33 protein-coding genes and 1 pseudogene are annotated in these 25,520 nt (G+C 60.5%); 19 read left to right on the top strand and 15 right to left on the bottom strand.

The features are described 5' to 3' along the window. On the top strand, positions 1-578 hold a 578-nt coding region (locus HWY30_RS33575; protein ID WP_208524348.1), incomplete at its 5' end, for a hypothetical protein. Next, positions 575-871, top strand: a complete 297-nt coding sequence (locus tag HWY30_RS33580; protein ID WP_090804488.1) for a hypothetical protein — start codon at positions 575-577, stop codon at positions 869-871. The genes HWY30_RS33575 and HWY30_RS33580, both read left to right, overlap by 4 nt. Before the next feature lie 81 nt (positions 872-952). On the opposite strand, the gene HWY30_RS33585 is transcribed toward HWY30_RS33580, so the two are convergent. Both HWY30_RS33585 and HWY30_RS42560 read right to left on the bottom strand, forming a co-directional pair. Further along, positions 953-1,297 (bottom strand): Arc family DNA-binding protein, encoded by a 345-nt coding sequence (locus HWY30_RS33585; protein WP_090804490.1) that lies wholly within the window; start codon positions 1,295-1,297, stop codon positions 953-955. Positions 1,298-1,430: 133 nt separating this feature from the next. Continuing rightward, positions 1,431-1,931: an Arc family DNA-binding protein gene (locus tag HWY30_RS42560; RefSeq protein ID WP_279613316.1), complete on the bottom strand. Its 501-nt coding sequence runs from the start codon at positions 1,929-1,931 to the stop codon at positions 1,431-1,433. An 85-nt stretch (positions 1,932-2,016) separates the two neighbouring features. Between HWY30_RS42560 and HWY30_RS33595 the strand changes: the two genes are divergently transcribed. From HWY30_RS33595 to HWY30_RS33635, 9 genes are all read left to right on the top strand, one after another. Continuing rightward, entirely contained in the window at positions 2,017-2,208 is a 192-nt protein-coding gene (locus HWY30_RS33595; protein WP_167368647.1) for an Arc family DNA-binding protein, read from the top strand. Next, the gene (locus HWY30_RS33600; RefSeq protein ID WP_143037165.1) at positions 2,205-2,585 is read left to right on the top strand and encodes a hypothetical protein; all 381 of its coding nucleotides are present in this window, start codon (positions 2,205-2,207) and stop codon (positions 2,583-2,585) included. The genes HWY30_RS33595 and HWY30_RS33600 overlap by 4 nt, the downstream gene beginning before the upstream one ends. A gap of 17 nt (positions 2,586-2,602) precedes the next feature. Next, on the top strand, positions 2,603-3,304 hold the full coding sequence (locus HWY30_RS33605; protein WP_208524349.1) for a phage antirepressor KilAC domain-containing protein: 702 nt from the start codon (positions 2,603-2,605) through the stop codon (positions 3,302-3,304). Positions 3,305-3,392: 88 nt separating this feature from the next. Then, entirely contained in the window at positions 3,393-3,908 is a 516-nt protein-coding gene (locus tag HWY30_RS33610) for a hypothetical protein (protein WP_090804498.1), read from the top strand. Beyond that, the gene (locus HWY30_RS33615) at positions 3,908-4,213 is read left to right on the top strand and encodes a phage holin family protein (RefSeq protein WP_090804500.1); all 306 of its coding nucleotides are present in this window, start codon (positions 3,908-3,910) and stop codon (positions 4,211-4,213) included. The genes HWY30_RS33610 and HWY30_RS33615 overlap by 1 nt, the downstream gene beginning before the upstream one ends. Further along, positions 4,210-4,743 carry a lysis system i-spanin subunit Rz gene (locus HWY30_RS33620; protein ID WP_143037166.1) on the top strand — a complete coding sequence of 178 codons (534 nt, stop codon included), beginning with the start codon at positions 4,210-4,212 and terminating at the stop codon, positions 4,741-4,743. Before HWY30_RS33615 ends, HWY30_RS33620 begins: the two co-directional genes overlap by 4 nt. A 443-nt stretch (positions 4,744-5,186) precedes the next feature. After that, positions 5,187-5,981, top strand: coding sequence for a TIGR04255 family protein (locus HWY30_RS33625; protein ID WP_090804502.1), 795 nt, complete (start codon positions 5,187-5,189; stop codon positions 5,979-5,981). Beyond that, complete coding sequence (locus tag HWY30_RS33630; protein ID WP_090804504.1) at positions 5,978-6,565, top strand: hypothetical protein; 588 nt, start codon at positions 5,978-5,980, stop codon at positions 6,563-6,565. Before HWY30_RS33625 ends, HWY30_RS33630 begins: the two co-directional genes overlap by 4 nt. Positions 6,566-6,576: 11 nt before the next feature. After that, a complete protein-coding gene (locus HWY30_RS33635; protein ID WP_143037167.1) occupies positions 6,577-7,236 on the top strand; it encodes a hypothetical protein in 660 nt (219 codons plus the stop codon). A 230-nt stretch (positions 7,237-7,466) separates the two neighbouring features. On the opposite strand, the gene HWY30_RS33640 is transcribed toward HWY30_RS33635, so the two are convergent. Next, positions 7,467-8,600 carry a hypothetical protein gene (locus HWY30_RS33640; protein WP_090804508.1) on the bottom strand — a complete coding sequence of 378 codons (1,134 nt, stop codon included), beginning with the start codon at positions 8,598-8,600 and terminating at the stop codon, positions 7,467-7,469. A gap of 611 nt (positions 8,601-9,211) precedes the next feature. Between HWY30_RS33640 and HWY30_RS33645 the strand changes: the two genes are divergently transcribed. After that, complete coding sequence (locus tag HWY30_RS33645; protein ID WP_090804510.1) at positions 9,212-10,171, top strand: SOS response-associated peptidase family protein; 960 nt, start codon at positions 9,212-9,214, stop codon at positions 10,169-10,171. A gap of 149 nt (positions 10,172-10,320) precedes the next feature. On the opposite strand, the gene HWY30_RS33650 is transcribed toward HWY30_RS33645, so the two are convergent. Beyond that, complete coding sequence (locus HWY30_RS33650; protein ID WP_090804512.1) at positions 10,321-10,899, bottom strand: hypothetical protein; 579 nt, start codon at positions 10,897-10,899, stop codon at positions 10,321-10,323. Positions 10,900-11,313: 414 nt separating this feature from the next. Here HWY30_RS33650 and HWY30_RS42055 point away from each other — a divergent pair. Continuing rightward, positions 11,314-11,471: pseudogene (locus tag HWY30_RS42055) on the top strand (SOS response-associated peptidase family protein); the annotation flags it as partial. Positions 11,472-11,652: 181 nt separating this feature from the next. Here HWY30_RS42055 and HWY30_RS33655 read toward each other — a convergent pair. The 3 genes from HWY30_RS33655 to HWY30_RS33665 form a co-directional block, all read right to left on the bottom strand. Continuing rightward, positions 11,653-12,453, bottom strand: coding sequence for a trypsin-like peptidase domain-containing protein (locus HWY30_RS33655; protein WP_090804514.1), 801 nt, complete (start codon positions 12,451-12,453; stop codon positions 11,653-11,655). Positions 12,454-12,819: 366 nt separating this feature from the next. Beyond that, entirely contained in the window at positions 12,820-13,185 is a 366-nt protein-coding gene (locus HWY30_RS33660) for a hypothetical protein (RefSeq protein ID WP_090805738.1), read from the bottom strand. A 297-nt stretch (positions 13,186-13,482) separates the two neighbouring features. Further along, complete coding sequence (locus tag HWY30_RS33665) at positions 13,483-13,632, bottom strand: hypothetical protein (protein ID WP_167368649.1); 150 nt, start codon at positions 13,630-13,632, stop codon at positions 13,483-13,485. Between HWY30_RS33665 and HWY30_RS33670 the strand changes: the two genes are divergently transcribed. Next, positions 13,631-13,867 (top strand): hypothetical protein, encoded by a 237-nt coding sequence (locus HWY30_RS33670; RefSeq protein WP_090804516.1) that lies wholly within the window; start codon positions 13,631-13,633, stop codon positions 13,865-13,867. The two genes, HWY30_RS33665 and HWY30_RS33670, sit on opposite strands and share 2 nt — an antisense overlap. Positions 13,868-14,036: 169 nt before the next feature. Here the strand turns inward: HWY30_RS33670 and HWY30_RS33675 are convergent, their stop codons facing one another. Both HWY30_RS33675 and HWY30_RS33680 read right to left on the bottom strand, forming a co-directional pair. After that, positions 14,037-14,282: a hypothetical protein gene (locus HWY30_RS33675; RefSeq protein WP_018418199.1), complete on the bottom strand. Its 246-nt coding sequence runs from the start codon at positions 14,280-14,282 to the stop codon at positions 14,037-14,039. A gap of 248 nt (positions 14,283-14,530) precedes the next feature. Then, positions 14,531-14,758: a DUF3820 family protein gene (locus tag HWY30_RS33680; protein ID WP_090804518.1), complete on the bottom strand. Its 228-nt coding sequence runs from the start codon at positions 14,756-14,758 to the stop codon at positions 14,531-14,533. A 168-nt stretch (positions 14,759-14,926) separates the two neighbouring features. On the opposite strand from HWY30_RS33680, the gene HWY30_RS33685 reads away from it, so the two are divergent. After that, positions 14,927-15,979, top strand: a complete 1,053-nt coding sequence (locus HWY30_RS33685) for an NADP(H)-dependent aldo-keto reductase (protein WP_090804520.1) — start codon at positions 14,927-14,929, stop codon at positions 15,977-15,979. Between the two features lie 93 nt (positions 15,980-16,072). Here HWY30_RS33685 and HWY30_RS33690 read toward each other — a convergent pair whose 3' ends face one another. Further along, the gene (locus HWY30_RS33690; protein ID WP_090804522.1) at positions 16,073-17,497 is read right to left on the bottom strand and encodes a M20 family metallopeptidase; all 1,425 of its coding nucleotides are present in this window, start codon (positions 17,495-17,497) and stop codon (positions 16,073-16,075) included. Positions 17,498-17,752: 255 nt separating this feature from the next. Here HWY30_RS33690 and HWY30_RS33695 point away from each other — a divergent pair, with 255 nt between their 5' ends. After that, entirely contained in the window at positions 17,753-18,736 is a 984-nt protein-coding gene (locus tag HWY30_RS33695; protein WP_090804524.1) for a LysR family transcriptional regulator, read from the top strand. A 280-nt stretch (positions 18,737-19,016) separates the two neighbouring features. Continuing rightward, on the top strand, positions 19,017-19,439 hold the full coding sequence (locus HWY30_RS33700; RefSeq protein WP_090804526.1) for a hypothetical protein: 423 nt from the start codon (positions 19,017-19,019) through the stop codon (positions 19,437-19,439). A 92-nt stretch (positions 19,440-19,531) separates the two neighbouring features. On the opposite strand, the gene HWY30_RS33705 is transcribed toward HWY30_RS33700, so the two are convergent. Continuing rightward, a complete protein-coding gene (locus tag HWY30_RS33705; RefSeq protein ID WP_090804527.1) occupies positions 19,532-20,359 on the bottom strand; it encodes an ABC transporter permease in 828 nt (275 codons plus the stop codon). Positions 20,360-20,378: 19 nt separating this feature from the next. Further along, positions 20,379-21,293, bottom strand: coding sequence for a nodulation factor ABC transporter ATP-binding protein NodI (gene nodI, locus HWY30_RS33710; RefSeq protein ID WP_090804529.1), 915 nt, complete (start codon positions 21,291-21,293; stop codon positions 20,379-20,381). Positions 21,294-21,714: 421 nt separating this feature from the next. Between nodI and HWY30_RS33715 the strand changes: the two genes are divergently transcribed. After that, positions 21,715-22,182, top strand: a complete 468-nt coding sequence (locus HWY30_RS33715; RefSeq protein ID WP_090804531.1) for a universal stress protein — start codon at positions 21,715-21,717, stop codon at positions 22,180-22,182. 118 nt (positions 22,183-22,300) lie between these two features. On the opposite strand, the gene HWY30_RS33720 is transcribed toward HWY30_RS33715, so the two are convergent. From HWY30_RS33720 to lexA, 3 genes are all read right to left on the bottom strand, one after another. Next, positions 22,301-22,918 (bottom strand): DUF2939 domain-containing protein, encoded by a 618-nt coding sequence (locus HWY30_RS33720; protein ID WP_090804533.1) that lies wholly within the window; start codon positions 22,916-22,918, stop codon positions 22,301-22,303. A gap of 119 nt (positions 22,919-23,037) precedes the next feature. Then, entirely contained in the window at positions 23,038-23,382 is a 345-nt protein-coding gene (locus tag HWY30_RS33725) for a hypothetical protein (protein ID WP_090804534.1), read from the bottom strand. A 90-nt stretch (positions 23,383-23,472) separates the two neighbouring features. After that, on the bottom strand, positions 23,473-24,123 hold the full coding sequence (gene lexA / locus HWY30_RS33730; RefSeq protein ID WP_026225415.1) for a transcriptional repressor LexA: 651 nt from the start codon (positions 24,121-24,123) through the stop codon (positions 23,473-23,475). A gap of 311 nt (positions 24,124-24,434) precedes the next feature. Here lexA and HWY30_RS33735 point away from each other — a divergent pair, with 311 nt between their 5' ends. Further along, positions 24,435-25,481: a sulfate ABC transporter substrate-binding protein gene (locus HWY30_RS33735; protein WP_090804536.1), complete on the top strand. Its 1,047-nt coding sequence runs from the start codon at positions 24,435-24,437 to the stop codon at positions 25,479-25,481. Positions 25,482-25,520 lie beyond the last annotated feature (39 nt).

Consider the following 25,520-nt stretch of genomic DNA (forward strand, 5'->3'; position numbering starts at 1 on the left):
GCGACTCGATCACTTATCCGGGTGATGGGGTATCCGGGTTGTATCACGGAGGCTCGCGACTTGAGCAGGCCGGATTTGCGACGAGCCATATTCCGACGACTTCAGCGGCCGCGACGCGCGCCCTCGACCGGCTGACCACAAGCAACCTGGACTTTTTCAAACCCGGCGACGGCACGCTGCTCATCGATGCCGTGATCGTTGGTGTCGCGACCGCGAGCAGTGCGTGCCTGATCTCGCTGGACGATGGCACCAACATCGGAGTCAGCATCTACAAGGCAGTCGGTACCGGGGCGATGTGGTCGTATATCGGCAACAACGCGACATCGCTCGGCGTAACCGCGGGTGAGGGCGACAGGGTTCGGGTTGCGATCGCATGGTCCGGAGACTGGAGTGTTGCGTCGACCTCGATCAACGGCGGGGCATCGATTGCCATGCGCCCGGTTCCAGTGACGATCACACAGATGTCGATCGGTTCAAGGCGCGGCACGTCTATCTCGAGTATCTGGGCACGTGAGGCTAAGTACTGGCCGCGCCGGTTCGACGACGCAACACTCTCCGACTTAACGAGGCTGACATGACCTTCCATGATTACTACCTGCGCGCGCCGAATGCTGACGAACTGCGCAAGGCTTTGCTTGCGGCGCAGTTGATCGAGCCGCTTGGGGGCGGTGAGTACGTATCGTGCGACGGTATGCAACTGGACATGATTGGCGAGCTCGTCCTTTTCAAGGATAGGGGAGATGTGGCCACCACGTTACCGGGTTGGCACGCGAACCTGCGCATGAGCCGGCCGCTATCCGACGGTGAGCGCGCTCGGCTCGCCGAGTTTGTGATCGATCCACCGAAAGCGCCATTGCGCGTGTGGGCATAGAGCCCGCGTTCTTTCAACCGCCTTCGGGCGGTTTTTTCGCTTACGGAAGGCGCGCTCGTCGAACGTTACCTGAGCAATGGGCTATCGGTTGGTCTTCCTGTGTGCGCCCGTGCGTCGGGGGCCGACGAAATCAGCCTCGACGCGGCGCGCTTTCGTCGTTTCAGCCGGGTGCTCACGCAGGGCTTGTTTGACGGAGGCCTCGACCTGTTCGCCGATTTTCTTGATTAACCCGGTGGGCAGCGTCAGAGCGCTGCCTCGATTGACGTCGTCCGTTAACTCAAACGACTCTTGAAGCCGAGCAACGATCTCCGCGTTCATTGACCGCCCGCTCGCCTTCGCAGCGGCAGCGATCTTGTCGCGCATGCCGTCGGGAAGGCGAACGATGAATCGTTCCTGGGTCTCGCTGGGATAGGGTTTTTTGTCCATGGCGGGATCATAGTGCCGACTCGGAATATTTTCGATGATGCCGACTTGACATGATTCCGAGTTGGAACTACATTTCCTTTATGCCAACTTGGCATCAACTTGGAGGAGGACTCGGGATGCGAAACACTGAAGGTCAGGTTTTTGCCTTCGGACCAGATTTTTTCGATATCTTCCGCGGGCCAATTTTGGCGGATTCGCTGTCGTCAAGGCGCCGCAGTTCCTCCGCGTAGTAATTCGCCAAATCGTGAGACGCCTGTGCACGTTTCGAGCTACTCGCGAGGTCGGGCGTGATCACTGATGTGTGCATCGAGATGACGTCGACGTTCAGGCCTTTACGGATCGCCCGGAGGTGTTCCGTGATTTCGTCCCAAGAAATTGGATAGCCGCGCGAATCCAGTACAACGCTGACCCCTGGGAAATCGGGTCTATACGGATCGAGAGGTTCCGTCTCCGCTTCGTTAGTGAGCGACTGTGCGAGGCGAGAAGTTATCTCTGCGTTCATTGAACGATTGTTCGCTTTTGCGGCAGCCGCTATCTGGTCGCGCATGCCGTCGGGGAAGCGAACGACGAACTGGTCTGCAGTTCGGCTGGGTGGCTTGGTGTCTTTGCTCATGCCCGCGAAGATACTAGCCATTTGATATTTTCTCTATGATACGTACTTGATATCATATCAATTGGATACTATGATGATGGTTCCAATCAATGAAGGAGGACTTGGGATGCGAAACACTGAAGTCGCGGGGTTTCAGCTTCGGCTCAATCGAGCCGTGAAGGAGCGGTTGACGAACGAAGCGCAGCGGAATTTCCGCTCGTTGAACAATGAGATCAACGTCAGGCTGATTGCGAGCCTGGAAAAAGAAAACGCCCGACCGGTTGCAGCCGGTCAGGCGTCAGATGCAGTGAACCCTTGACAAAGGAACAATGCTTAATGCAAACGAAGAATATCACACTCGTCGGCCAGGCCGGTTTTGCCAACGTCATCGCACTGCCCACGGCCGCGCGCGAACCCGTCCGCCAATCGTGGCGCGGGCGCTACCCCAAAACCGTTTCGCGCTTCATAGAAGCGCGCCTGCGCCGGTGCGAGCGCGAGCGGCTTGAGGCGCAGGAAACAGAGCCGGGCGAGTTCATCCTTTCGCGCCACCGCAACGGTCGCCTCGAAGCGGGCATCTACGGCAGCTTTTCCGTTTCGAAAGAGGTATTGCGCAGGGCGCTCAATGCGGCGCTGCAAAGCCTCGATAACGGCGAGTGGGATGCTCGTGTCGCCGATTACAACCAGGGCGTGCAATGAACGAACTTATCACGGTGGTGAGCCGCACGATCGGCGACGAGCATGTGCAGACGGTCAATGCGCGTGATCTGCATTCGTTCCTCGAGGTATCGAAGGACTTCAGCGATTGGATCAAGGTGCAGCTTGGCGAGATGTTCGCGCAAGGTATTGATTTTGAAGTATTCCCCCTGAAAGGGGAAAACTCCACGCGTCCTCGCATCGAGTACGCGTTGACGCTGGAGTGCGCCAAGCACGTTGCCATGATGTCGCGCTGCGCGAAGGGCAAGCAGGTTCGCGACTATTTCATCGAGTGCGAGCGCCGCGCGAAGGCGGTTGATCCCATGCAGATGCTGGGCGACCCGGCGGCAATGCGCGGCTTGCTGCTGACCTATACCGAGAAGGTGCTCGTACTGGAGAGCAAGGTCGCTGAGCAGGCGCCGAAGGTCGAGGCGCTGGAGCGTATCGCGACGGCGAACGGTTCGCTGTGCGTTACCGACGCGGCAAAGGCACTTCAGGAGTCGCCGAAGCGGTTCTTCGCATGGCTGCAGCAGATTCACTGGATATACCGCCGGGCAGGTACTTCATCGTGGCTCGGCTATCAGGAGAAGGTACAGGCCGGATTTCTTGAGCACAAGGTAACCGAAGTATCGCGCTCAGATGGTTCCGAGAAGCTGGTCGAGCAGGTGCGCGTAACGCCGAAGGGTTTGACTCGGTTGGCGCACATACTGGCAAGTAATTGACGCAGTAAATCAATCACCACACCCGCTTCGGCGGGTTTTTTCGTTTACGGCCGCCGCGTGCGGCCGTTTCTATTTGCGGAGAACAGCAGTGTCACTAGACGAAGTTATCAGGAGCGCCGTTGCGCCCGCCCTTGCCATCCTGCCGTCTGCGATGGACTCGCAGCCCGCTCGCGTCATGCTGACGGCAATCGGGCTGCAGGAGAGCCATTTCACGGCCCGGCGGCAGATGAACGGTGGTCCAGCCCGCGGCCTGTGGCAGTTCGAGCAGGGCACGGCGAAGTCGCGCGGCGGCGTGTGGGGCGTCTACCTGCACGATGCGAGCCGCTACTGGCTGAACGTGCTGTGCGAGGCACGTCATGTCGCGTTCGATCCGGTCGCGATCTACGGGGCGCTCGAGCACGACGATGTGCTTGCCGCTGGTGTCGCGCGGCTGCTCCTCTTCACGGACCCGTCGAAGCTGCCGGCGGCCGATGATACGGCTGGCGCGTGGGCGCTCTACCTGCGGACGTGGCGGCCCGGCAAGCCACGGCCGGAGTCGTGGCCAGATTTCCATCGGCAGGCTGTCGACGCCGGGGTTGCATATCGGAATGCAGAGGAGGCTTGATGCAACTGAACGAACACGAAAAGGAGCTCTTGACGCTGTTCGGTGTGGGGGCGGTGATCGGTTTCGCCAAGTGGCTGTTGAGCGGCGAACGCTTCGAGGTGCGGGTTGTGGCCGGGCGGATCATTATCGGTGCGGGCCTGTCCATGAGCGCCGGGGCCACGCTGACTGTCTTTCCGGATCTTCCGGCGACGGGCCTGGTCGGCATCGCTTCGGCGCTAGGCATTTGCGGGCAAGTAGTGCTTGAGGCCGTTGTGCACAAGTACATCGGCAAGCTTCCGGACGATCGGGGCGAGGGGGACAGTTGAACTGGAAAGCACTTATCGCGGCCTTTGTGCTCGGCTGCTGTGTCGCCGGCATGGTGCAGCAATGGCGGCTCGGCGCGCAGATCGCCAGCGCTGGGACTGATCTTGCGAACGCTCGGCAGCAACACGAGGCCGAACTGAGAGCGATCTCCGATATGGCCGCCTCGGCGGCCGACGCCGCGCTCGCAGAAACCGTGCGCGCGGCGTCGGCTGTCGCCGCAGTCGAACAAACCTACCGAACGGAACAAACCAATGCTCAAAAGACGATTGATACTCTTCGCGCCGATGTGCGTGCTGGCGATGTCCGGCTGCGCGTCGCAACTGCCAGTTGCACCGCTTCAGCCGGTGGCGGTGGCATGCCCGGTGCTGGCGCCGCCGCCGGCGGAACTGATGGAACCGGAACAGCCGAACTTGACGGACCGACTGCTGACGCGCTTCTCGGCATCACCAGCGACGGCGACCGCGCAATCCGGAAGCTGACCGCAATGCAGGATTACGCGCGTGAAGCACTGCGCGTGTGTGGGGTCCGTTAGCGACGTCTAGTGCAGGCGCTCTATCCTCATTTCTGGGATCGATGGCCAAGGAAGTGGCCGATGCCGGCCATGAACGGTCCTTGGCCGTTGGCGTACTTCGGGCAGTGGGGCGTCGGCTTCGTGCAGTTACCGGCCGTTCACGGACCAACGCGTCGCGTCATGCGCCATAGCCGCCGGTCGCAAATACAAGGCTACCCAAGGTCGAGTGAGATCATTCCGATTGGCCGCCGGCGTACTTTAGCTACACCAACCGCCATCGCTCGCCGCTTCGCCTGCTCTCGATCTTCATCAACTTTGAACCGTGATCCGGTCACATCGACACGGCCGACCTCCGCGGAGCTGGGCGAGACGAACGGCAGTGCGCGTCCACCGAACGCGACTGCCCTACGAGCTTTCCTGATATCCTTGCGTAAACAACGTACTGGCACGCTAAGCGAACCCTAATGGGAACCATTTATAAGAATCCCTCCCTTGTGGAGGTGATATGCGAACTCCACTGGGAACTGACCGCGGTTGCAATGCCTGCTGTTGGCGGAATTGATCCGTTCTTCGATGTGGTACGCGCCGACCTTGCACCACGATTGATCGCGGCAGGATTTCCGCAATCCCAAGAGCTCGCACCACCACAAGTGCCACGTCAATTTCTGGCCTGGCAACCTGTCGTCAGGTTCGCACCAACCGCCGATACTTGGCCGAAGGTGCAGCTCGGGCCTGGTCTATTCACGGTGAACATGGCCGGTCAACCCTACACCGGGTGGCCCGACTTTCAGCCCGCCGTGGCCTCGGCTGTCAGTGCACTCTTGGAGTCATTTCCTACACCAAACCGATTTCTTAGGCTGAAATCGCTTCAGCTGAAATATATCAATGCGTTTACTGACAAGCACGACTTCCAAACGTATGCGCAATTTACGTCGAAGTATTTGGGATTGAAATCCGTTCTGCCCGATCGCTTTATTGAAAGCATCGGAGCCGCCGCAGATGTTATCGCCACTAATTTTCAAACGCGGCTACCCGTGGCGGAACCCCGAGACTCACATGTTGTAGTTCAAGTGGCAGAAGCACAGATCAACCAGACTCCTGGCTGCGTACTCCAACTGTCTATTGAGAAAAACGGCGTAACAGAACACGGCCACATAATGCAGTGGTTCGAAGATGCGCATTCTTTGGCGCGCAAGACATTCCTTTCACTTGGCAAAGCAGAGCTGATCGATCTAATGCAACCTGAGGAAAGAAAATGACACCAATCGCTTACCGGAATTCTTTTCCACTGACTAGCGTCATTTCGGCTCTCTCGCCGGATTTGGGCAAAGCGGAACAATTTGAATTTCCCGTTCAGATTGGTCAACTAGTACCATTTGACTTGAAGTGGTCATTTGGTACCGATCTACACGGCTCGATTTTTTCCATTGTGAAACCTAATGCTGCTGGAGCCGCCGACGTCGCCGAAATTGTCATTGAAACACGGCCTACCGATAGAGCCCGAGAAAAACTCCTGCTTGAACGGTCCATTATCCGCTTCCTAAGTCTAGAAGGACTTGAGGATGAGGAAGCCGAAAAACAGTTGTTTGCCGCTGTGCCCGAGGCACTTGTATTTATCAGCGAGCTCCCCCCCGAGATTCCATTGCCGCAGCCAAGCATAGCGTTTGATGGGATGGTAACGCTTGAGTGGCGAGACGGCACGAAGAAAGCAACCGCAATGTTTGAGGGTGACAACGATTACGGTTATACATATTTTCGGAACGGGTCCTTCGTACCGGGACAAAATACGGCTATTGCGGGAGGTGGGATTCCCCAGGATTTGAAAGATTATCTTGGTGCGTGAGTCGTTAAACGATGACGGACGCAAACAACAATCAAAAACCGGATTATCCAACGGTATCACTAGGGGAAGTGAGGGGAGGGGAAGAAATCCTGCTTGCCGTGGTTGAGCCGATGAATTGGGAAAACGGTAAGTACAGCATCAAAGGGTTTCAGAAGAAGCACCTGATTGCGTGCGAACAGTCGGTATCGCGACAATGCTATTCGTCGCCCCGTCGCCTTAACTTCTTTGTATTCGACATACTGCTTGGAAAAGCGGGCCGGATTGCTGTTGGGGTTCAAAGCTTTAATGCCAACGCTCTTCAGAATATCAGGTCCGACGACGGCACAAATCAGTTTATAATAAACGATGCGCCGATTGTCCAGCGAGGAAAAATCGATTTTGCGCACGCGCACATTGGATTTTCCAATGAGATTGCGTATGCAACGATAAACAAAAAGAACATTCAAGCCGCTGCGATAGAAAATCTGTTTGAGCTGTTTAGACAGAGCGGAGCCGTACTGGATCCTAGATCACGATTTCCGCGACCACCATTTCTTTACATGCGCCTTTCAGAAATGCGACTGGCGGCACATCGACTGCATCTTTGGGTTACCGGGAAAGGCAGGGAGTTTATCCGGCTGGATACCCAACGTCGCAAGTCATCCGATGGCAGCCCCGACGCGCATGCGTAGCCGACCAAGGCGCGTACCTTCCGTCTGGATAGCAAGGGCCGGTGACTCGCCGGACAACTCGATGGAGCGAGTGGCGGCTGTGTCTTGGAAGCAGCCGATGAAAAACCGTTGGTCCGGTATCTCTGGGATCGATGGCCAATGCGGTGGCCGATGCCGGCCAGGAACGGACGGTCGACGTCCCCGCCGAAATTGTCGACAGTCATGCCGTTCTGGGTATTCGATTTCGTTCGCTAGCGACTTGTTGTACTTGTTTTAATTGCAGAAGATGAAAGTACGACGACAGGGTTAGACGGATGACGCACTTTTTTCACATTGTTATCTTGCTGAGAAAAGTGGGTTGGGTCGTAATGAAACGGAACAAGATCGTCATTCGGCCATTTGTAAACGGCTGACGCTACGATAGTCGTGTCAGGAGAAAGATACTGCTTCGCAATCGCCTTAACTTCATCTAAATATGTCGAACTGCCAACGCCCCTCACAACAACTTCTAAAATCAGCTCGTGCAAATTGACCGGTACGTACGGAAAGTTAGTTAGAAAGTGACTGAGATCCGTGTGTGCAAAACGAGCCGGGGGTCTTTCTTTGAGTAGAGCTTGTCGCTGCTGAGGGTCATCGTATTCCCAGGCGAATCCTGGATAGTCGTAAACTATGCGTAGCTCGTTCTCAAAGCGATAAAAATGAGACTTGCTATAAATGCGCTCGTAGCCAGTCGCGCTGGGGTGCCGCTCGTAGGTGCCGTCGGAGTAGTCAATGTACGTGACCATGTCCGCATGCACGTAACGCTTGCGGGTGTCGATTGCTCGTTTCAACCTACCAACAGTCGATTTAATAGCTACGCCGGACCTTTCCTTCCCGACGTAGATCTGCCACATGGCGTGATTTTCCACGGGATTCACATGCCAGCATGAGATACCTTTCATGCAGAGGTACTTTGCGTCGTCGGACCATTCCTCCGCCGCGAGTCGGCGAGCTAGCTCGTCGCTATCGCTGATCCAAGAAGACAACAGTTCCCCCCGGTACGCTGCTTCTGTCTCCGCCAAACGTACTGGAACGCGCAACTCATAGTCCTCGCCTCTTCGCAATTTGTAGCCAGGTGTGAAGTAAATGGCTTGCTTCTTAAGAAGGTCTAGAAAACGGTCGTCCTGCATATATCGCCACACGACCGTGTCGTCAGGAATGTCTCGCAAGAACCGGACGGAGGTCTTCAGTTGAGGCGGCAGATCGTCGCCCTCTTCGTAAATGATGTATTCCTTGCCGTTGCAAACAACGCCGACGATGTTTTCATCGAGCGGCGGCCATGCTTCTCCCTCCGGCCAGTCCGGTCTTCCCATGCCATCTTTCATCACAACAGGAATCTTTCTCATTTCCCCTCCGAACTGCCAGAAAGGCAGAGTCGTGAATCGCTACTATGCTATCCGAAGTTACGGTTGACCAACGCTCTTGCTGAGTGGCTGCTCTAAAGCAGCGCCATTGACCGCTTGGGGTCGCTATCGGCCCAGAAATTCGCCGAAAAAATAAAAAACCGCCGCCCGGACAGGGGCGGCGGAAAGATGCCAATCTGACAAAGCGGACCCAGGGGAAGCGGCCCGCCAATGAAGGCTCTTAGATTTGCCCGTGGCGGGCTGTCGGACAACTCCGAAATCTTCGCGCTGCTTTTCGCGCAGGGCAGAAATTCCGCTCCCAGCTAGCGTCGACGTGGACGCTCTTCGATGTCATCGTCTGATCCGATCGCTCGTATCCAATGCACGCATCCGCTCTCTGGCTGAGCTTGAACCTGCTTCTGCCCGTGCCACAGACATAGGGCATGTGCTCCGCCTGCGACGTCGCCGCCCCAATGCTCACAAAGACGGCAGTGGTGGTCGGTCGCGGCGTCAGGATATCGAAACTGGGTCACGACGAAACACTGTATAAAAACACAGTATATCGACGGTTCACGGCGGTATCATAGATGTCATCTCAAAAAAGAGGTGGCGCTATGTGCTACTCGGCACAGATAGAAGCGGACTATCGCAAGTATGTGAAGGAGTTTGGCGCGGACGTCAGCCTCCGCGAGTTCGCGCAGTTGTACTGGGAGCGCTCGAAGAATAAGAAGGTCAAGATTCCCAAGGCGGTCGACGCGGCATTTGCCGACCCGAAAAACGAAATCGAGCGCGAAATCAAAGCGCTGATCGACCAATTCAATATGGAGCAGACGGCAGCGGTTGAGCAGGAGTTGTTCAGGCAGCGCGAACGGCTCGCGGACGCTGAGCGAACGCTCCAAACCAAAACCACCAAGGCGGCCATGGAAAGCAGGCGCATCGCGACGGACAAGATCGACGCGGCCCGGCGACGCCTGGACGACATCCGGCGGGTCGAACTGATGGATCGTGATTCCCGGATTTTCCCGGGCGGGTATGCGCCCGTCATGGTGATCGAGGACGGGCATCGGGTCATCAAGCCAATGCGGTATCAGTGTCGGCCCGCGGGCAAGCCGAAGTTCTATGACACGAAGTATCCCGGCACCTACAACGCGCGCCGCGACAATCTCGAAGGCTTCTGGAAGCAGCTATTCGGTTACTCGCATGGCGTGATGATCGTGTCTGCGTTCTATGAGAACGTCAGCCGGGCAAAGATGGAGGGGCGCGAACTGAAGCAGGGCGAGCAAGATGAAAACGTCGTCCTTGAATTCCGGCCGCGCGCCGGCGGCGAAATGCTCGTTGCGTGTCTGTGGTCGCGCTGGACGGCGCCCGGCGAACCTGACCTGCTGTCGTTTGCAGCGATCACAGACGAGCCGCCGCCCGAAGTTGCTGCGGCGGGCCACGACCGGTGCATCGTGCCGATCAAACACGAGAACGTCGACGCGTGGCTGAACCCCGATCCGGCGAATCTCGCCGCGCTCCATGCGATTCTGGACGATCGGGAGCGGCCGTACTACGAGCATCGATTGGCGGCGTGACGGGGCACCGGTGCGGGTGTAACCATCGACCGTGCGCCTAGGATGGAAGGCGGTCCAGCGGCAGGAGGCGGCCACTTTCGGTCGTTGGCCCGCGCCCATCCGCTGACGTCCGAAAGTCCGCTCCGAACAGCGTTCGCAGATATCGAGCCCTATTTGGGCATTGGAAATCCATGAACGATTAATTTTTTTGAACAGCCAAAAGGCGCTGTTTTAAATACTTTATTTGCTTCGGCAGCTCTTTGCCACGGCGAAGCGGGAAACCTGTCGAGGGCTACACCCAAGCTGAGTAGGAATAAAGAGCTGCAATTCGAAAGCTCGTCCATCGCCACCTGGAGCGAGCTGGGGAAGGAAGTGCTAGGAAATCTGCACGCGTATAAACCCGACGGCTGATCGGCGTTGAAGACTTTGCCAGTTTCGTAGGCGGCATCTATGCAAGCGGTAGTATGCTCCATCATCTGCCCGAGTTCCCCGTATTCTGAAACGATGGCGTCCTCACCGCTGGAGGGATAAATATTTGCGATTTTCTGCCCCGTCGTAAAAGCTGAAACCTTCAGGTTTGCATAGCTCTCGTCAAAATCACGTTTTAGCGTGATTAACTCGGTACGGCTTGCTCCTCTTTTCATCGCCCGCACCAACAGATCCCCGCGTACTTCGTAAGCAGCGTAGTCAGCCGCTAGGCCGCGCACAATAGTTATAGCTTCGTTCAAAGACCGCTCTTGCTGTTCCATCGTCTTCTCGTGCGCTTCTCGTCGGGTCGTTAACCACCCGCCAACAAGAGCAGTTAGGAGAAAACCAACAACAACCAGTAGCAGCGGGTGCCGAAGAACCGAGTCCGCCGTCCAGCTAGAGTCCTTCGAACTCGCTCTTCGAAAGCGCCGAATGCTAAGTAACCTTTTTACCGAGGCGGTAGCGACTTTTTTGCTAGATGTTCTCGCCATACACTTCTCCGCGGCGCGCTGAAAGCGGCAGAGTTCGCCGAAGCAAAGTTTCCGCTTGCGAAAAGTCGCGCTCGGATTGTTTGAGAGGGCCGGCCCTCAGTCCAATGAACTGCGGACGGCCCTTGATTCATAATAGCCGACATTCACCTGCACGCACTGAGAGCGGCCGGGTTGGGTCGTGTGCGGTCGCCGACGAGCGGCCGCCCGGAAGTCTCGGCAACAGGTGATGACCGATGCATCGTTCCGATCAAGCCCGAGAACATCGACGCGTGGTTGAGTCCTGATCCGGCAAATCTGGCAATGTTGCACGCCGTCCTAGATGATCGCGATCGGCCGTACTCGAGCATCGGATGGCGGCATGAAGCGGTACGACGCAGAGTATTTCGCCGTCGTCGCAACCTTGCATTTCTGCAACCGGACGATCGCGCAGGAGCCGACCTCGCTCAATTGCAAGATGATCAGCCGGCGGTTCATCGGCGACGAGCCGCGCGAGCCCGGCGAACGGGCGTACGAAAGCCGCGTTAGGCACGCTTCCCCGAAAAGTCAGATCGTGGCCAGAAGTTGTTGGATCGCTTCCGCTTTCCAGACCATCCCTATGTCTGAATCCTTGTGGATGCGTCCGCTGTAGATACCAATGAAGTTGCTGACCGGCCCATTCATCACGGCGGTATTCCCGCTACGGAACTTCACCATGCCGCCGGAGCGGAATGCAATGACCGGTGATCCGGATTGACCGGGTCGTCCCCTGCAATCGACCAACATCACTGGCAGTTCGTTGTAGCTGACGTCTGGGTCCGAAGCGACCGTACCGTTGACCCAGATGGCGAGATTCTCCCCGGCTGCCAGGCCAAGCGGAAAACCGATGATCGAAACGTGATCGGTCGGGAGGAGCAGAATTTGGCTATCAATAGGCGTGACCATTTCATAGAGCAACTGCTCGTCTGCGGGAGCACCGTTAATCGGGATCGCGACGAAGTCCGCTCGTTCGCCGAGCGCAGGATGCTCGACCCACTGCGGCTCGTTATCTACGAGCAGATTCAAGTTGATATCCGCCCAGTTCACCTGTTGCCCTCCGGCCGCGCCTGTCCCATAGTTCGGTGGTACGGCGCCCAAAATTGGCATTCGAATCGTGAGCGCGTCCGGAATCGCGAGGGTAGGCGAAAGTGTGTTCCCCGTGTTTTGGTCACGCCCCGTGACGTTGTGACGGTTCGTGATAAGACATATTCTCCCGCTCCCGCTACGCACAAAAAATCCGGTTCCAGTCGACAGAGACTGACCGGAAAAACTCATCGTGAGATGCACGGATCTGATTGACTCGATTGCAACTTGTGGTGGGCTCGACATTTTTCTGTTTTGAGTTGCGTTGAACGTAACAACATCCGCTGCTTTCCCCGTGCTACGCCAGTGCTACGCAACTGTCTGGCCAATCGCCGCCCGCCTTTTCTGTCGGTTCGTTTCGGTAATTCGTCGTTCCAATCCATCATCGGGGCAACGGACACGCGGCGGGGGCTGGGAGTGCGAGGTAAAGACATGGAGCGGCCAGGCGGCTTGAATCAAAACAATAATTTTACCGCAAGGCCAGAAGCCGCCGGGCGCTGGAGCCATATCACTGTCGCGACAGAGGCGGGCACCGGTTCGTCAATGCGTCAATGCGTCAATGCGTCAATGCGTCAATGCGTCAATGCGTCAATGCGTCAATGCGTCAATGCCTTAATGTCCATGTCCCCCCGTCCCGCCGCCACTGCTCCACGAGCTGCCGCCGCCGTGCATGCCGCCGTATCCGCCACCGTGCCATCCGCCGTCCCCGCCATGCCATCCGTCGTGCCCGCCGTGCCCGCCACCGCCATGCCATCCGCCGCGCCCGTGCCAATACCCATGTCCGTAATAGCAGCACGACCCTCCGAAACCGCCATAGATACCAACCGAGCCGTACACCGGTCCGTAGTAAGGCGGTCCATACGCGTAGGGATAGTAGGGTTGCGCATAGCCGTAGTCCGCAGGCGGCGCGACGACGCATCCAGTGATGCTCGCTGCCGCGGCCGCTAGCAGCGTCATCGATGCAATGAGCCTGGTCACGATTTTCTCCTTCACGTAAACCTCAGAAAAACCGCGCGCAACGGAGTTCAGCCGCGTTTGTGTCCGAGCGTTACCCGCGCCGGCGCGGCGGTGCGCGCTCGGGGCTTCGACCACGCGAGCCGTTGCCGCGACGCTCGACCGTTTCGCCAATCTTCTCGCGTATTACCGAGCGGCGTTGCGGTAACACTTCGTTAACGATCTGATACGTTACTGAAGGGCGTGGCTGCTAACTTCCATCGGACGATTCGTCGTTTAAGTCGGAAGCGATTCGCGTGCCCGCCCCGTTCGATCATCTGCTCAAAGGCAACGTGCTGTATCGCCAGGGGCATGCGCGACAACGAGGCGGAATCGCTTGGCCCGCTCGCGCGCTTTGCCGACCAATACCCGTTCAACTTCATCAACGTCGGCCTCGTTCATCTCGCGCTGCCGAACGCGCGCATCGATCATGGCCGCCGTCGCGATTACAGACCTGTCTATCGATTTTCTCGCGCATTTTTACGACGTGTCGTTCGGCTGCCACCTCGGCGAGCCGGGCCGCTGTCAGCGCGCGTACGATGCGTTGATAACGCGCTGGCGGCGCGTTCTACCCGCGGGCGTGATGATCGAGATCGAGCACGAGGAGCTGGTCGACGCTTGCGAGGCGAACGGGCGTCGCATGCTCGCGCATTGCGGGCTCGAGTGAGACGAACGTTGCCTCGCATTTCGCGAGACGATGCGGAGTGTCAGTACCGCGAGTTCCGCACAGATGCGCCGACCGTTGTATCGAACGTCGATGCGGCGCTGGCAGCCGCGAGGCGAATTGCGTGAACCGCTATGGGAAGGTCTCGGCCCGACCTGACGGCGGCCGACGCTCAACGCGCGATCACCGATACGTGATGCAGCCACGGGTACACGCCGGCAATGAACGCCGCGTAGATCGCGGCCATCGTCACGCCGGCGGCCGTGCCCCAGATGTCGCGCGAGGCGGCGCCCTGGCGAAAATGCACAGGCAGTCCGACCACGACGTAGCCGATCACGAAGAACAGGATGACCGCGCGCACCGGCGACAGATCGTGGCCGATGAATTCGAGCAACGCCGACAGGCTGAATTGCGACATGGACATGCAGGGAGTCACGAAGGCGGGGGGATCGCACGGCGCCGGAACACATCGAAATCGTTCAGCGAATGACGACTGATCCGCTTCACTCTCGACGTTTCACAGCGCGACGACCTATGCCGATTAAAGGCCACGCAAACGCGATCCGCAAGAAAAAACCTGTATGAATTTGTACTGTCCTACATTGCTTGCAGTTTGCCTGCGCCGCGACTTTCAGCCGGTCTGGCAACGCTTTCACGGCGACGGTCTCAACGCTCCAGGCGCTTCGGTTTGCGCAAGGGGCCGAGCAGCGGTTTCAAACCGTTGTGATCGATCTCGTGCATCAACGCGAGCAGACGGCCAATCTCGCCGGGCGGAAAGCCCTGGCTCGCGAACCAGTTCAGATAGTGGCCGGGCAGGTCGGCGATCACGCGGCCTTTATATTTCCCGTAGGGCATCACGCGCGTGACCAGCAATTCGAGGTGTTCGTGATTCATGGCAACGAGGTCATGATGAAACGCGCATCGAGAGCGCAAAGCGCGCAACGCGCAAGCACCAGGCGGCGCGCTGCAACGCATGGCCCCGCATTCTAGCCTTGCTGCAGGTAATGCGCCGGCGTGATAACGTCTGCGCTTTCCGTTCACCTCTTCAACAGGACAAGTTAGATGGAATACCGCAGACTCGGCGACTCCGACGTGCAGGTTAGCCTGATTGGTCTCGGCACGATGACGTGGGGCGAGCAGAACACCGAGCAGGAAGCGCACGCGCAGATCGACTACGCGCTCGATCACGGCGTGAACCTGATCGACACCGCGGAAATGTATCCGGTGCCGCCGCGCGCCGAAACGCAAGGCTCGACGGAGCGCTACATCGGCACGTGGCTCGCGCAGCACCAGAGCGCGCGCGAGAAGATCGTGCTCGCCACCAAGATCGCGGGCCCCGCGCGTCAGCCGCACAATCCGCGTCATATTCGCGGCGAGGGCAACCAGTTCGATCGCAAGAACCTGACCGAGGCGCTCAACGGCAGCCTCGAACGTCTGCAAACGGACTACGTCGATCTGTATCAGCTGCACTGGCCCGATCGCAGCACGATGACGTTCGGCCGTCCGTCGTATCCGTGGGTCGACGACGCGTACACGGTGCCGATCGAGGAAACGCTGACGGTACTCGCCGAATTCGTGAAGGCTGGCAAGGTGCGCCATATCGGCGTGTCGAACGAAACGCCGTGGGGCGTCGCGCAGTTTCTGCGCGCGGCCGAAAGACTCGGCTTGCCGCGCATCGTCAGCATCCAGAATCCGTACAGCCTGTTGAACCGCACGTACGAAGTGGGTCTGTCCGAGTACGCGCATCGCGACAACATCGGTCTGCTCGCGTATTCACCGCTCGCGTTCGGCTGGCTGTCGGGCAAGTACGAAGGCGGCGCGCGTCCTGCCGGCGCGCGCATCACGCTGTTCGAGCGCTTCCAGCGCTATAGCAAGCCGCAAGCCGTGCAGGCGACCACGCGTTACGTCGAGCTCGCGAAGCGCCACGGCATGACCCCCGCGCAATTCGCGCTCGCGTTCGTCAATAGCCGGCCATTCGTGACCAGCAATCTGATCGGCGCGACCTCGCTCGAACAATTGAAGGAAAACATCGCCAGCGCGGACGTGAAGCTGTCGCCGGAAGTGCTGGCGGAAATCGACAGGCTGCACGAGCTGCAGCCGAATCCGGCGCCTTGATGTCGAGGTAAGCGCGACGCGCTTGCCGCGGTGGCCCCGGTCGATTGCCGGGGCGGCCGCAAGGCGCAGCGAATCACTTGGCGTCGGCCGAACTCAACCCGCGGCCTTTGCCGTATCCACCGTCTCGCGCTTCGCCGCAAGCGGCGAGTTCTCGCCGAGATCCCAGAACAGTCCCGCCATCATCTGCAGGCCCTCGCGCACCACCGGAGCCAGAAGGTGCTCGTTCGGCGCATGCTGCGAGCAGGCCGGATAAGAATGCGGCACCCAGATCGTCGGCAGTCCGAGCGTGTCGGCGAATACCTCGTTCGGCAGCGTGCCGCCGAGATTCGGCAGCAGCGCGGTCTTCTTGCCGGTGGTCGCTTCGAGCGACGCGATCGCCCACGTGACCCACGGATCGTCGGGATCCAGCCGCGTGGCTGGCGCGCCGCGTTCGACGTCGATTTCGACCAGCTGAAAACCGTGCGCATCGAGATGCGCGCGCAGATGCTCGCCGAGGTTTTCCCAATCGGTGCCGACCACGAAACGCAACTGGCAGACCGCGAACGCCGACGGCGGAATCGCGTTGACCGGGTTCTCCGGATTGCCCGCCTTGAAGGCCAGCACTTCGAAGCTGTTCCAGCCGAACACGCGCTCGGGCGCGGAAAGACCCGGCTCGCCCCAGTTGTCATCGACGGTGGGGTCGCCCGGACCGTTGCCCACCGTGATGTCGGCAAGTGCGCGGCGCACGGTCTCGGGGATCGGCGGCGGACGCAGGCCGTCGACTGCGATCACGCCGCGCGCATCGAGGAGACTCGCGAGCGCGTTGGCGAGCACCGTCGCCGGATTGCGCAGCAAGCCGCCCCAGTTGCCCGAGTGATGCGCGCCGTCGCGCAGGTTCAGCGACAGCCTGAAATTGACCGCGCCGCGCGAGCCGAGAAACACGGTCGGACGACGCGCTGCGAGACGCGGACCGTCGGAGGCGATCAGCACGTCGGCGGCGAGTTCGTCGCGATGCGCATGGCAGATCGCGTCGAGCCCCGGCGAGCCGGTTTCCTCACCCATCTCGATCAACAGCTTCGTGTTGAAGCCGAGTTTGCCGTCGCGCGCGGCGAGCGTGCTCGCGAGCGCGGCGAGGTTGATCGAGTGCTGGCCTTTGTTGTCGGCGGTGCCGCGACCGAACCAGCGCTCGCCTTCCACGGTCACCGCCCACGGCGTCAGCGGCGCGCGCCACTGGCTGTCGTAGCCGCGCACGACGTCGCCGTGGCCGTAGATCAGCACGGTCGGCAGATGATCGCCTTCGTGACGGTTGGCGATCAGGAACGGACCGAAGCCATCGACCGGGTTATCGACGATGCGCGTGCTGAAGCCGAGGCGCTCCGCTTCGGGCTGGATTTCGTCGGTCAGATAGGACAGCAGCAGTGCGCCGCGATCGCTTTCCTGGCTTTCGGTGCGAAAACCGACGCGACGGTTCAGATCGGCGAGAAAAGCGCCGGATTCGAAGTGCCGGGTGGCAAGCTCGATGGCCTGGTTGCGGCTCATGTCGATGTCTCCGATGCGGGGGATGGGTGAAGGGGCGGAGGGCCGCGAGGCTCGATGGCTCGATGCTCGGCGCGGCGTTCAGGCGAATCGTCTGCAACGTGATTGCGACCGATTCTAGAAGCGCGCCATTTTTGTCACAATGATCATGTTTCGAAGCTTGCCTTGCCGGAAAAGCAAAGCGTCGCGCGTCGGCTTGAACCGCGGCACCCGCCCACCCATGGCACCGTTGCAACTGATTCGATCGAGGCGTCCAGGATGGCACGTTCACTGCATGGCATCGCGTTGCGTTATTTCGTCGAAGTCGCGCGCGGCGGCTCGCTGAGCGACGCGTCCGAGCGGCTGCACGTCGCGGTATCGGCGATCAGCCGGCAAATCGTGCGGCTCGAAAGCGAGCTCGGCGTGACGCTGTTCGAGCGGCGTCCGCGCGGCATGACGCTGTCCGAGGCCGGTGAGCGGCTGCTTGCGTACGCGCAACGCAGCCTGCTCGAAGCCGAGCACGTGATGAAAGAGATTAGCGGCCTCGCGAGCTTGCACGGCAGCCGGATCAAGATCGCGACCGCCGAGGGTTTTGCGGTTGACTTCCTGCCCACCGCGATTGCGGATTTCCGCGCCGAGCGCCCCGGCATCGATTTCACGCTGACCGTGATGTCGCCGGCCGACGCCACTCGCCACGTGCGCGACGGTGACGTCGATATCGCGCTGTCGTTCAGCCTCGCGCCGGAGAAGGGCGTGAAGGTCGAGCACACCGAACGCGCGCCGGTGTTCGTGCTGCTGCGCGCCGATCATCCCCTTGCGGCGCGCGCGAAACTGTCGCTCGCCGAGGTGAGTCGCTATCCGCTCGTGTTGTCGGAGACGGGCACCACGATTCGCCAGTTGATCGACATCACGTGCGCGCTCGAAGGCATCCTCCTCGAGCCGGACCTGATCTGCAACAACAGCGGCGCGAGTTATCGCTACGCGCAGCGGTCCGGAGCGATCATGTTCACGGGGCTGCTGTCGGTGCGCGACCGCTATGCCGACGACGGCTTCGTCGTGATTCCGCTCACCGACCCGCAGATGCGCCAGCGCAGCATCCAGGTGCAGACGATGGCGGGGCGCGAGTTGCCCCCGTCGGTGCGCACGTTTCGCGACCATCTGATCGCGCGGATCGCGGATGCGAAGCCGGTCGGGGCGCAGGCGTCGAAGGTCGCCGGTGGACGCGGTAAACGTACGCCGCGGCGCCCGCGAGCCGATGCATGAAATGCGACACATGCCGCGCACTAAGCGGCAAATGTTCTCCCGGAATCCGAATCACGACCTAAACTGTGGTGGACGGCAAGGACGGCCCTGAGAAAACGACCCTGATGGTGCGCGCCACGATCAGGGCAAACGCGGAACAATGACAGTCGAACCGCGGATCTGCCGCCCAGCCCGCGATGCTGCAATGCACACAAGCGGCAATAGATGGACCCAAATAGAAACGCGGCGCGTCGTCCCGATGGCGCGTTGCCCACGACAGAGCGATAGGACCAACACAGCCATGGCGCAACAGAAAACCAATCCAAAACTCGAGCAGGCTCTCACGCGCGGTGATCTCGCGATCCGTCAGGCGAACTCGGCGCGGGCGACCGCCTTGTTGCGTGCGCTCGCCAAGATGATCGTCGATGCGTCGGCGACCATCGGCGTGGAAGCCTTCACGCTGATTCACGACGGCGACAAGATCTACGATCCCGCCGATGGTCTATGGCCACAGGCGCTGCTGATTTCGCTCGACGGTCCGGTCGAGGACGCCGATCCCGACGAATTGCGCACGGTGCGGCTGATCGCGGATGATCCGGTCACCGTGTTCCGGGTGGAATGGCAGCGCGCCGATGGCAAGATCGGGCGTCACGAGGGCGGCCCGTTCGCGACGGTCGCGTTCATCTCCGACGTCGACATTCCGTGGACCGATGACGAGGACTGAGCGCGCACAACGATAGCAAACACGCCGTGCGACGACCGACGCGGCGTCGTCTTGCGCGGGTGCAGGCGCAACGCGCCGCCCGCGCGCTCGGCTTACTTCATCATGCGACGCCGAAACAGGATCGCCGACACGATGAAGCCGCCGATCGCATAAGCGGCCAGCACGCTCACATGGAGCGCCGCGTGCTCCATCGGCCGACCGAGCATCGCCGGGCGCATCAGATCGACCGCATTGGCGAGGGGCAGCGCAGCAGTCACCGCTTGCGCGGCGCCGGGCAGTTGCGAGATCGGAAAGAACACGCCGGAGAGCAGCAGCATCGGCGTGAGCACGAGCGTCTGATAGAACATGAAAAAGTCGTATGACGGCGCGAGCGCCGTCACGATCATCGCGAGGCTCGCGAACGCGAGACCGGCCAGCACGATGACCGGCAGCGCGAGCAGCATCGACGGAAAACTCGCATAGCCAAGCGCGCCCGCCACCAGCATGATCGCCACACCCGACAACACCGATTTGCTGGCGGCCCACACCACCTCGCCGAGCACGATATCGCCGAGCGTGAGCGGCGTATGCATGATCGCTTCCCACGTGCGCTGCACGTGCATGCGCGAAAAGCCCGAATACATCGACTCGAAGCTCGCCGACATCATCACGCTCGACGGCACCGTGCCCGCCGCGAGGAACGAGATATACGACACGCCGTCGACGTGCCCGACCATCAGCCCGAGCCCGAGGCCGAGACCGAACAGATAGATCATCGGATCGGCGAAGTTGCCGAACATCGACGCGATCGCGAGCTTTTTCCACACCAGGTAATTGCGGCGCCACACCGCGATCCAGTTCGTGGCATTGGCGGGGAAGGCACCGAACGGTTCTTGCGCCGATGGCGTGCCGTCGTGGGTTTCGTAAGTACGTGCGTCCATCAAGTGTCTCGCTATGGGTTCAGTCCTGCATTTCGCGACCGGTGAGCCGCAGAAACACATCCTCGAGATTCGCCGGCCGATGCAGATAGCGCAAATCGGCGCGCTGCTTGAGGCGCATATGCACGGGCTGCGCGTCGCTCAGATAACAGAACAGCGTCTCGCCGCTGATCTCGGTGCGCTCGGCGAGCGGCGCGAGTTCGTCGCGCAACGCAAACGGATCGGGGCCGTAGATCTCGATCACGTCGCAGCCGATTTCGGACTCGATCAACTCGCGCGGCGCGCCTTCGGCGATCTTGCGGCCTTCCTCGATCACGCACAGTCGATGACAGAGCCGTTCGGCTTCTTCCATGAAGTGCGTGGTCAGCAGAATGGTCTTGCCGCGCGCGAGCAGCGAGCGCAGCCGCTCCCAGATCAGATGGCGTGCTTGCGGATCGAGACCGGTGGTCGGCTCGTCCATGATCAGCACGTCGGGATCGTTGATCAGCGCGCGCGCGAGCGTGAGGCGCCGCTTCATGCCGCCCGACAGTTCGCTCACGCGCGCGTCCGCCTTGTTCTCGAGGCGAGCGAATTCGAGCAGACCCGGCACCGCCGCGCGACACTGCGCGGCGCTCATACCGAAGTAGCGACCGAATACGAGCAGATTTTCGCGCACCGTGAAATCGGGATCGAGGTTGTCGAACTGCGGCACCACGCCGACGCGCGAGCGCGCGAGGCGCGCGCGGCCCGGGATCGGCTCGTCGCACAGCCGGATCGCGCCGGCGTCGGGCGCCGCAATGCCGAGCAGCATGCGCAATGTCGTGGTCTTACCGGCGCCGTTGGGGCCGAGCAGCCCGAAGCATTCGCCGGTGTTCACATGAAACGACAATCCGTCGACGACCGTTTTTTCGCCGTAGCTTTTCCTGACCTGATGGAATTCGATGGGGGCGGTGGGCATGGCTCGAGCAAGGCTCCGGAAAAAGACACAACGTACGCGCACGACACACAACATACCTGCGATGCACGCATTGCGCACGCGAAGCCGTTTACTCCAGGTATCGGATCGCTGATGCGAGCGGGTGTCCGGGAACGCATCATGCGTGGGGTGCGATGCGCTCGTCGGTGTCGATTGGCGCCGCTGATTGGCGGTGGCACGACTGGCACGTCAACCGGCCCGCAGTGTGTCGACGCAGCGTTCGCAAACGAAGTTTTGCATTGCGGCATACGCGTGCAAACGCTGCGTCGGGTCGCCCAACGCTTGTGCAGACTGGATCGGCATGCACCGAGTATGCACTTAGCGTTTTCCATCCCTTGCAAGCCGAATTGCGGCGCACCATGATTGATTCAGACCGCGCTTTCCGCGCGAATGGAGAAAACAGATGGCGAGCTACCAGAAAATCCTGTTGTGCTACGACGGCTCGCGCGAAGGCCGGAAAGCCCTGCGTTGCGGTGCCGATCTGGCGTTGGAACTGAAGGCAGAAACGCATCTGCTGTCGGTCGTCGACATGCGTTCGAGCATCGCGCAGAGCGCGGGCCTGTTGACGGACGTCGCCTGCAGCAGCTTCGAAAAAACGGCCCGCGAGATTCTGCAGGAGGGCGTGAACTGGCTGACCGAGCGAGGCGTGAGCGCGCAAGGGCATTTCGCATTCGGTCATCCGATCGACGAGATCGCCAATCTTGCCAACGAGTTGCAGGTCGACCTCGTGGTGGTGGGTCATCGCTGCCGGACTGGTTTGTCACGGTGGTGGATGGGGGCGGGCAACACGCCGCTGCTCGACCGCGTGTCGTGCAGCATTCTGGTGGCGTGCTCGTCCGCGCAGGAGCAGCAGCAGGCGGCTGCGGCGTAATGGGCTAGTGAGGGACGCGAAGCCGCGTGCCCCGTCATCTAGCCCAGATGTGAATAGACCCTGTCGCGTGGCCGGCCCCGATGGCCAGCCACGCATCCCATCCGGCCAGGCTTCGATCTCACTCGTTCAGATTGATCGCCGCGAGCTTCCACGTGACCAGACCTTCGCGACGAAAGATTGCCGAATAGTTCGCGTTACCTTCGCCACGCCGGTACGTGACGACAAACTCGTTGAGACTGCGATAGCCGGCCGTGCTTTGACGCCCGGGCGGCGGTGCGCTTGCCTGCGTGGTGGTGTCGCCCGCGGCTGGTGCGGCCGGCGCTTCGCCGCCCGCGGCTGGCGGCGCGGACGGTTGCTCGCCCGGCGTGCCACGCGGCGGCATGCCGTTCAGCAGCGCCGCGACGCCGTCGGGTGTCGCATAGGCATCGACGAGCGGGCCGATCAGCGTCACGCCGATCACCGCGCCGATCGTGGCCATCTTGTTGCCGGCATCCGCCTCGAGCCGGCGTGTCAGCATGGCGCCCACCTGTTGCTTCAGGCTATCGCGTAGCGCGGGAAAGTCCACGTATTGATTGACGGTTTGCACGTCACGCGCATCGGCGGCGCGTTTGAGATTGTTCACCGCGAGATACGGTGACGCATAAATAAAGCCCAGCGCGGCAATCACGATCACCACGATCAGCGTGATCAGCAGCGGCCGGGTGGCGCTGCCCTGTATGCGTTTCCGAATTGTCATCGAATGGGACTCCACGTCAGTGATGATCTAACGTCGAGCACGGCGAGGTCGGAACGATCCCATCCCACACGAATCTCTGAACATCCGAAGTGCTTGTTGCTTGCGTACTCAGGATTCGCTCAGGCTTCGAACACCGCGCCGTGCACGTTGGCTTCGTCGGCTATGCAGCGATCGATCATACGGCATACGGCGTCGACCGTGCCGACCATGATCAGTCGCGACGGTCCATGATAGACCCGCACCGGCGCGCGACGCGCGGGCTCGGCGATGTTCAGCGCCGAATTCAGCGACACGCGCGCGAACGCCGGCAACGACGACGGCAGACCGGAAGCTTCGGCAACCGCGTCGAACAGCGACGGCGTGCGCGCAGCGGGCGCCTCGATTAGCGCGCAGGGCGTGAGCTTGCGCAGATGGCGCAGACGGCCGAACTGGCGAAAGGGCAACAGGCGGGCAAGGCGTTCCATGAGTCTCTCCAGGCGATTCGGCGTAGATGCAGGCGTAAATGCGGCTTGGGTCGGACAAACCGGCGCAAGCGTTCTGGCGACAGCGACAGATCAGAACTCGCTGGGGCGGATCAGCCCGACCGCGATCCCTTCGAGCGCGAAATCGGCGCTGCCGGTTTCCACGAAGATGTTGTCGTAATCGGGGTTTTCGGCGATCAGTTCGATGCCGTTCGGCCGGCGCTTCAGACGCTTGACCGTCACGTCGTCGCCAAGCCGCGCAATGATGATCTGGCCGTCCTTCGCTTCGGTGCGCTTTTGCACCGCGAGCAGGTCGCCGTCGAGAATGCCCGCGTCGCGCATCGACAGGCCGCGCACCTTCAGCAGGTAGTCGGGCTTGCTCGAGAACAGCGCCGGGTCACACGCGTAGTGCTGCGAGATATGTTCCTGCGCGAGGATCGGGCTACCCGCAGCGACCCGGCCGATCAGCGGCAACGACAACTGCATCAGGCCCGCATGCGGCAGGGTGAACTGATACGGCGCGTCCTCCTGCCCGGACAGCAGGCGGATGCCGCGCGACGCGCCGGCCGCGAGTTCGATCACGCCCTTGCGCGCCAGCGCGCGCAGATGCTCTTCCGCGGAATTGGCCGAGCTGAACCCGAGTTCGGCGGCAATTTCCGCGCGAGTGGGCGGAAAGCCGGTGCGTTCGATCGCGCGGCGGATCAGATCGAAAACCTGCTGCTGTCGTGCGGTGAGTTTTGTCATGGCCACTGTATGTATGAACAGGTGACTGTATTTTTATACAGTATTCGGCGCATTTCAAGCTTTACTTTAAGTTCGGCGCAACGGCCACGCTGGGGCGTCGTTTATCGGCGACATGACGGCGTTGTCGGCGTCCCAACCGCCGGCGCATCTGTCGTTACCACTTTTGAGTATTAAAAAATGAAGAAACATTATTTTTAATAATGAAAGCGCTTCGATAGACTGCCCTCCGGTTGGCGCTCATGTGCACGTGACCGCGACGCAGAACAACACCAGACTCTCATCAGCGGACCATCACGCGGAGAAAAATTGAAATGAACCATCGGCATATGGGGCTTGCGGCTCGAACCGGAAAACTGATCGCGGCGCTCGCCGTCGGCGCGGCGGGTGCGTTCGGCATGTTGGGCGCAAGCGGCGTCGCGCACGCCGACACCACGCTGTTGAACGTGTCCTACGATCCGACGCGCGAGCTGTATCAGGACATCAATCAGGCATTCGGCAAGGAATGGAAGGCCAGGACCGGCGAAGCCGTCACCTTCAGGCAGTCGCACGGCGGCTCGGGCGCGCAGGCTCGCTCGGTGCTCGACGGACTGCAGGCCGACGTCGTGACGCTTGCGCTCGCCTATGACATCGACGCGCTCGCGAACAAGGGGCTCGTCGACAGGAACTGGCAAAAGCGTCTGCCGGACAACGCATCGCCGTACACGTCGACGATCGTGTTTCTGGTGCGCAAGGGCAACCCGAAGCACATCAAGGATTGGGACGATCTGGTGAAGCCGGGCGTGTCGATCGTGACGCCGAATCCGAAGACCTCGGGCGGCGCGCGCTGGAACTACCTGGCCGCGTGGGCGTACGCCGAGCATCAACCGGGCGGCAACGACCAGAAGGCCAGGGAGTTCGTCGGCAAGCTGTACAGGAACGCCGGCGTGCTCGATTCGGGCGCGCGCGGCGCGACCACGAGCTTCGTGCAGCGCGGTATCGGCGACGTGCTGATCGCGTGGGAAAACGAGGCGTTCCTGTCGCTGAAGGAGTTTGGTCCGGACAAGTTCGAGATCGTGGTGCCGTCGGTGAGCATTCTGGCCGAGCCGCCGGTCGCGGTGGTCGACAAGGTCGTCGACAAACACGGCACGCGCAAGCTGGCCGAGGCGTATCTGAACTTCCTGTATAGCGAGCAAGGTCAGGAGATCGCCGCGCGCAATTTCTATCGTCCGCGTTCCAGCAAGGTGCCCGCCGATCTGACCGCGAAGTTTCCGAAGCTGAAGCTGTACACGATCGACGATTCGTTCGGCGGTTGGACCAACGCGCAGAAGACCCATTTCGCGGACGGCGGCGTGTTCGATTCGATTTATCAGCCGCAGTAAGAACCACCGCCTGAATCACAGCCAGGGGAAAAAGGGCGC

The organism is Paraburkholderia tuberum STM678 (assembly GCF_902833905.1).
GTDB classification, from domain to species: Bacteria; Pseudomonadota; Gammaproteobacteria; order Burkholderiales; family Burkholderiaceae; genus Paraburkholderia; species Paraburkholderia tuberum.

Coding starts and splice junctions, on each gene's coding strand:
- HWY30_RS33580 (WP_090804488.1), top strand. CDS start 575: ATGACCTTCCATGATTACTACCTGCGCGCGCCGAATGCTGACGAACTG.
- HWY30_RS33585 (WP_090804490.1), bottom strand. CDS start 1,297: ATGGACAAAAAACCCTATCCCAGCGAGACCCAGGAACGATTCATCGTT.
- HWY30_RS42560 (WP_279613316.1), bottom strand. CDS start 1,931: ATGGCTAGTATCTTCGCGGGCATGAGCAAAGACACCAAGCCACCCAGC.
- HWY30_RS33595 (WP_167368647.1), top strand. CDS start 2,017: ATGCGAAACACTGAAGTCGCGGGGTTTCAGCTTCGGCTCAATCGAGCC.
- HWY30_RS33615 (WP_090804500.1), top strand. CDS start 3,908: ATGCAACTGAACGAACACGAAAAGGAGCTCTTGACGCTGTTCGGTGTG.
- HWY30_RS33625 (WP_090804502.1), top strand. CDS start 5,187: ATGGGAACCATTTATAAGAATCCCTCCCTTGTGGAGGTGATATGCGAA.
- HWY30_RS33630 (WP_090804504.1), top strand. CDS start 5,978: ATGACACCAATCGCTTACCGGAATTCTTTTCCACTGACTAGCGTCATT.
- HWY30_RS33635 (WP_143037167.1), top strand. CDS start 6,577: ATGACGGACGCAAACAACAATCAAAAACCGGATTATCCAACGGTATCA.
- HWY30_RS33640 (WP_090804508.1), bottom strand. CDS start 8,600: ATGAGAAAGATTCCTGTTGTGATGAAAGATGGCATGGGAAGACCGGAC.
- HWY30_RS33645 (WP_090804510.1), top strand. CDS start 9,212: ATGTGCTACTCGGCACAGATAGAAGCGGACTATCGCAAGTATGTGAAG.
- HWY30_RS33650 (WP_090804512.1), bottom strand. CDS start 10,899: ATGGAACAGCAAGAGCGGTCTTTGAACGAAGCTATAACTATTGTGCGC.
- HWY30_RS33655 (WP_090804514.1), bottom strand. CDS start 12,453: ATGTCGAGCCCACCACAAGTTGCAATCGAGTCAATCAGATCCGTGCAT.
- HWY30_RS33670 (WP_090804516.1), top strand. CDS start 13,631: ATGGCCGCCGTCGCGATTACAGACCTGTCTATCGATTTTCTCGCGCAT.
- HWY30_RS33665 (WP_167368649.1), bottom strand. CDS start 13,632: ATGATCGATGCGCGCGTTCGGCAGCGCGAGATGAACGAGGCCGACGTT.
- HWY30_RS33675 (WP_018418199.1), bottom strand. CDS start 14,282: ATGTCGCAATTCAGCCTGTCGGCGTTGCTCGAATTCATCGGCCACGAT.
- HWY30_RS33680 (WP_090804518.1), bottom strand. CDS start 14,758: ATGAATCACGAACACCTCGAATTGCTGGTCACGCGCGTGATGCCCTAC.
- HWY30_RS33685 (WP_090804520.1), top strand. CDS start 14,927: ATGGAATACCGCAGACTCGGCGACTCCGACGTGCAGGTTAGCCTGATT.
- HWY30_RS33690 (WP_090804522.1), bottom strand. CDS start 17,497: ATGAGCCGCAACCAGGCCATCGAGCTTGCCACCCGGCACTTCGAATCC.
- HWY30_RS33695 (WP_090804524.1), top strand. CDS start 17,753: ATGGCACGTTCACTGCATGGCATCGCGTTGCGTTATTTCGTCGAAGTC.
- HWY30_RS33700 (WP_090804526.1), top strand. CDS start 19,017: ATGGCGCAACAGAAAACCAATCCAAAACTCGAGCAGGCTCTCACGCGC.
- HWY30_RS33705 (WP_090804527.1), bottom strand. CDS start 20,359: ATGGACGCACGTACTTACGAAACCCACGACGGCACGCCATCGGCGCAA.
- nodI (WP_090804529.1), bottom strand. CDS start 21,293: ATGCCCACCGCCCCCATCGAATTCCATCAGGTCAGGAAAAGCTACGGC.
- HWY30_RS33715 (WP_090804531.1), top strand. CDS start 21,715: ATGGCGAGCTACCAGAAAATCCTGTTGTGCTACGACGGCTCGCGCGAA.
- HWY30_RS33720 (WP_090804533.1), bottom strand. CDS start 22,918: ATGACAATTCGGAAACGCATACAGGGCAGCGCCACCCGGCCGCTGCTG.
- HWY30_RS33725 (WP_090804534.1), bottom strand. CDS start 23,382: ATGGAACGCCTTGCCCGCCTGTTGCCCTTTCGCCAGTTCGGCCGTCTG.
- lexA (WP_026225415.1), bottom strand. CDS start 24,123: ATGACAAAACTCACCGCACGACAGCAGCAGGTTTTCGATCTGATCCGC.
- HWY30_RS33735 (WP_090804536.1), top strand. CDS start 24,435: ATGAACCATCGGCATATGGGGCTTGCGGCTCGAACCGGAAAACTGATC.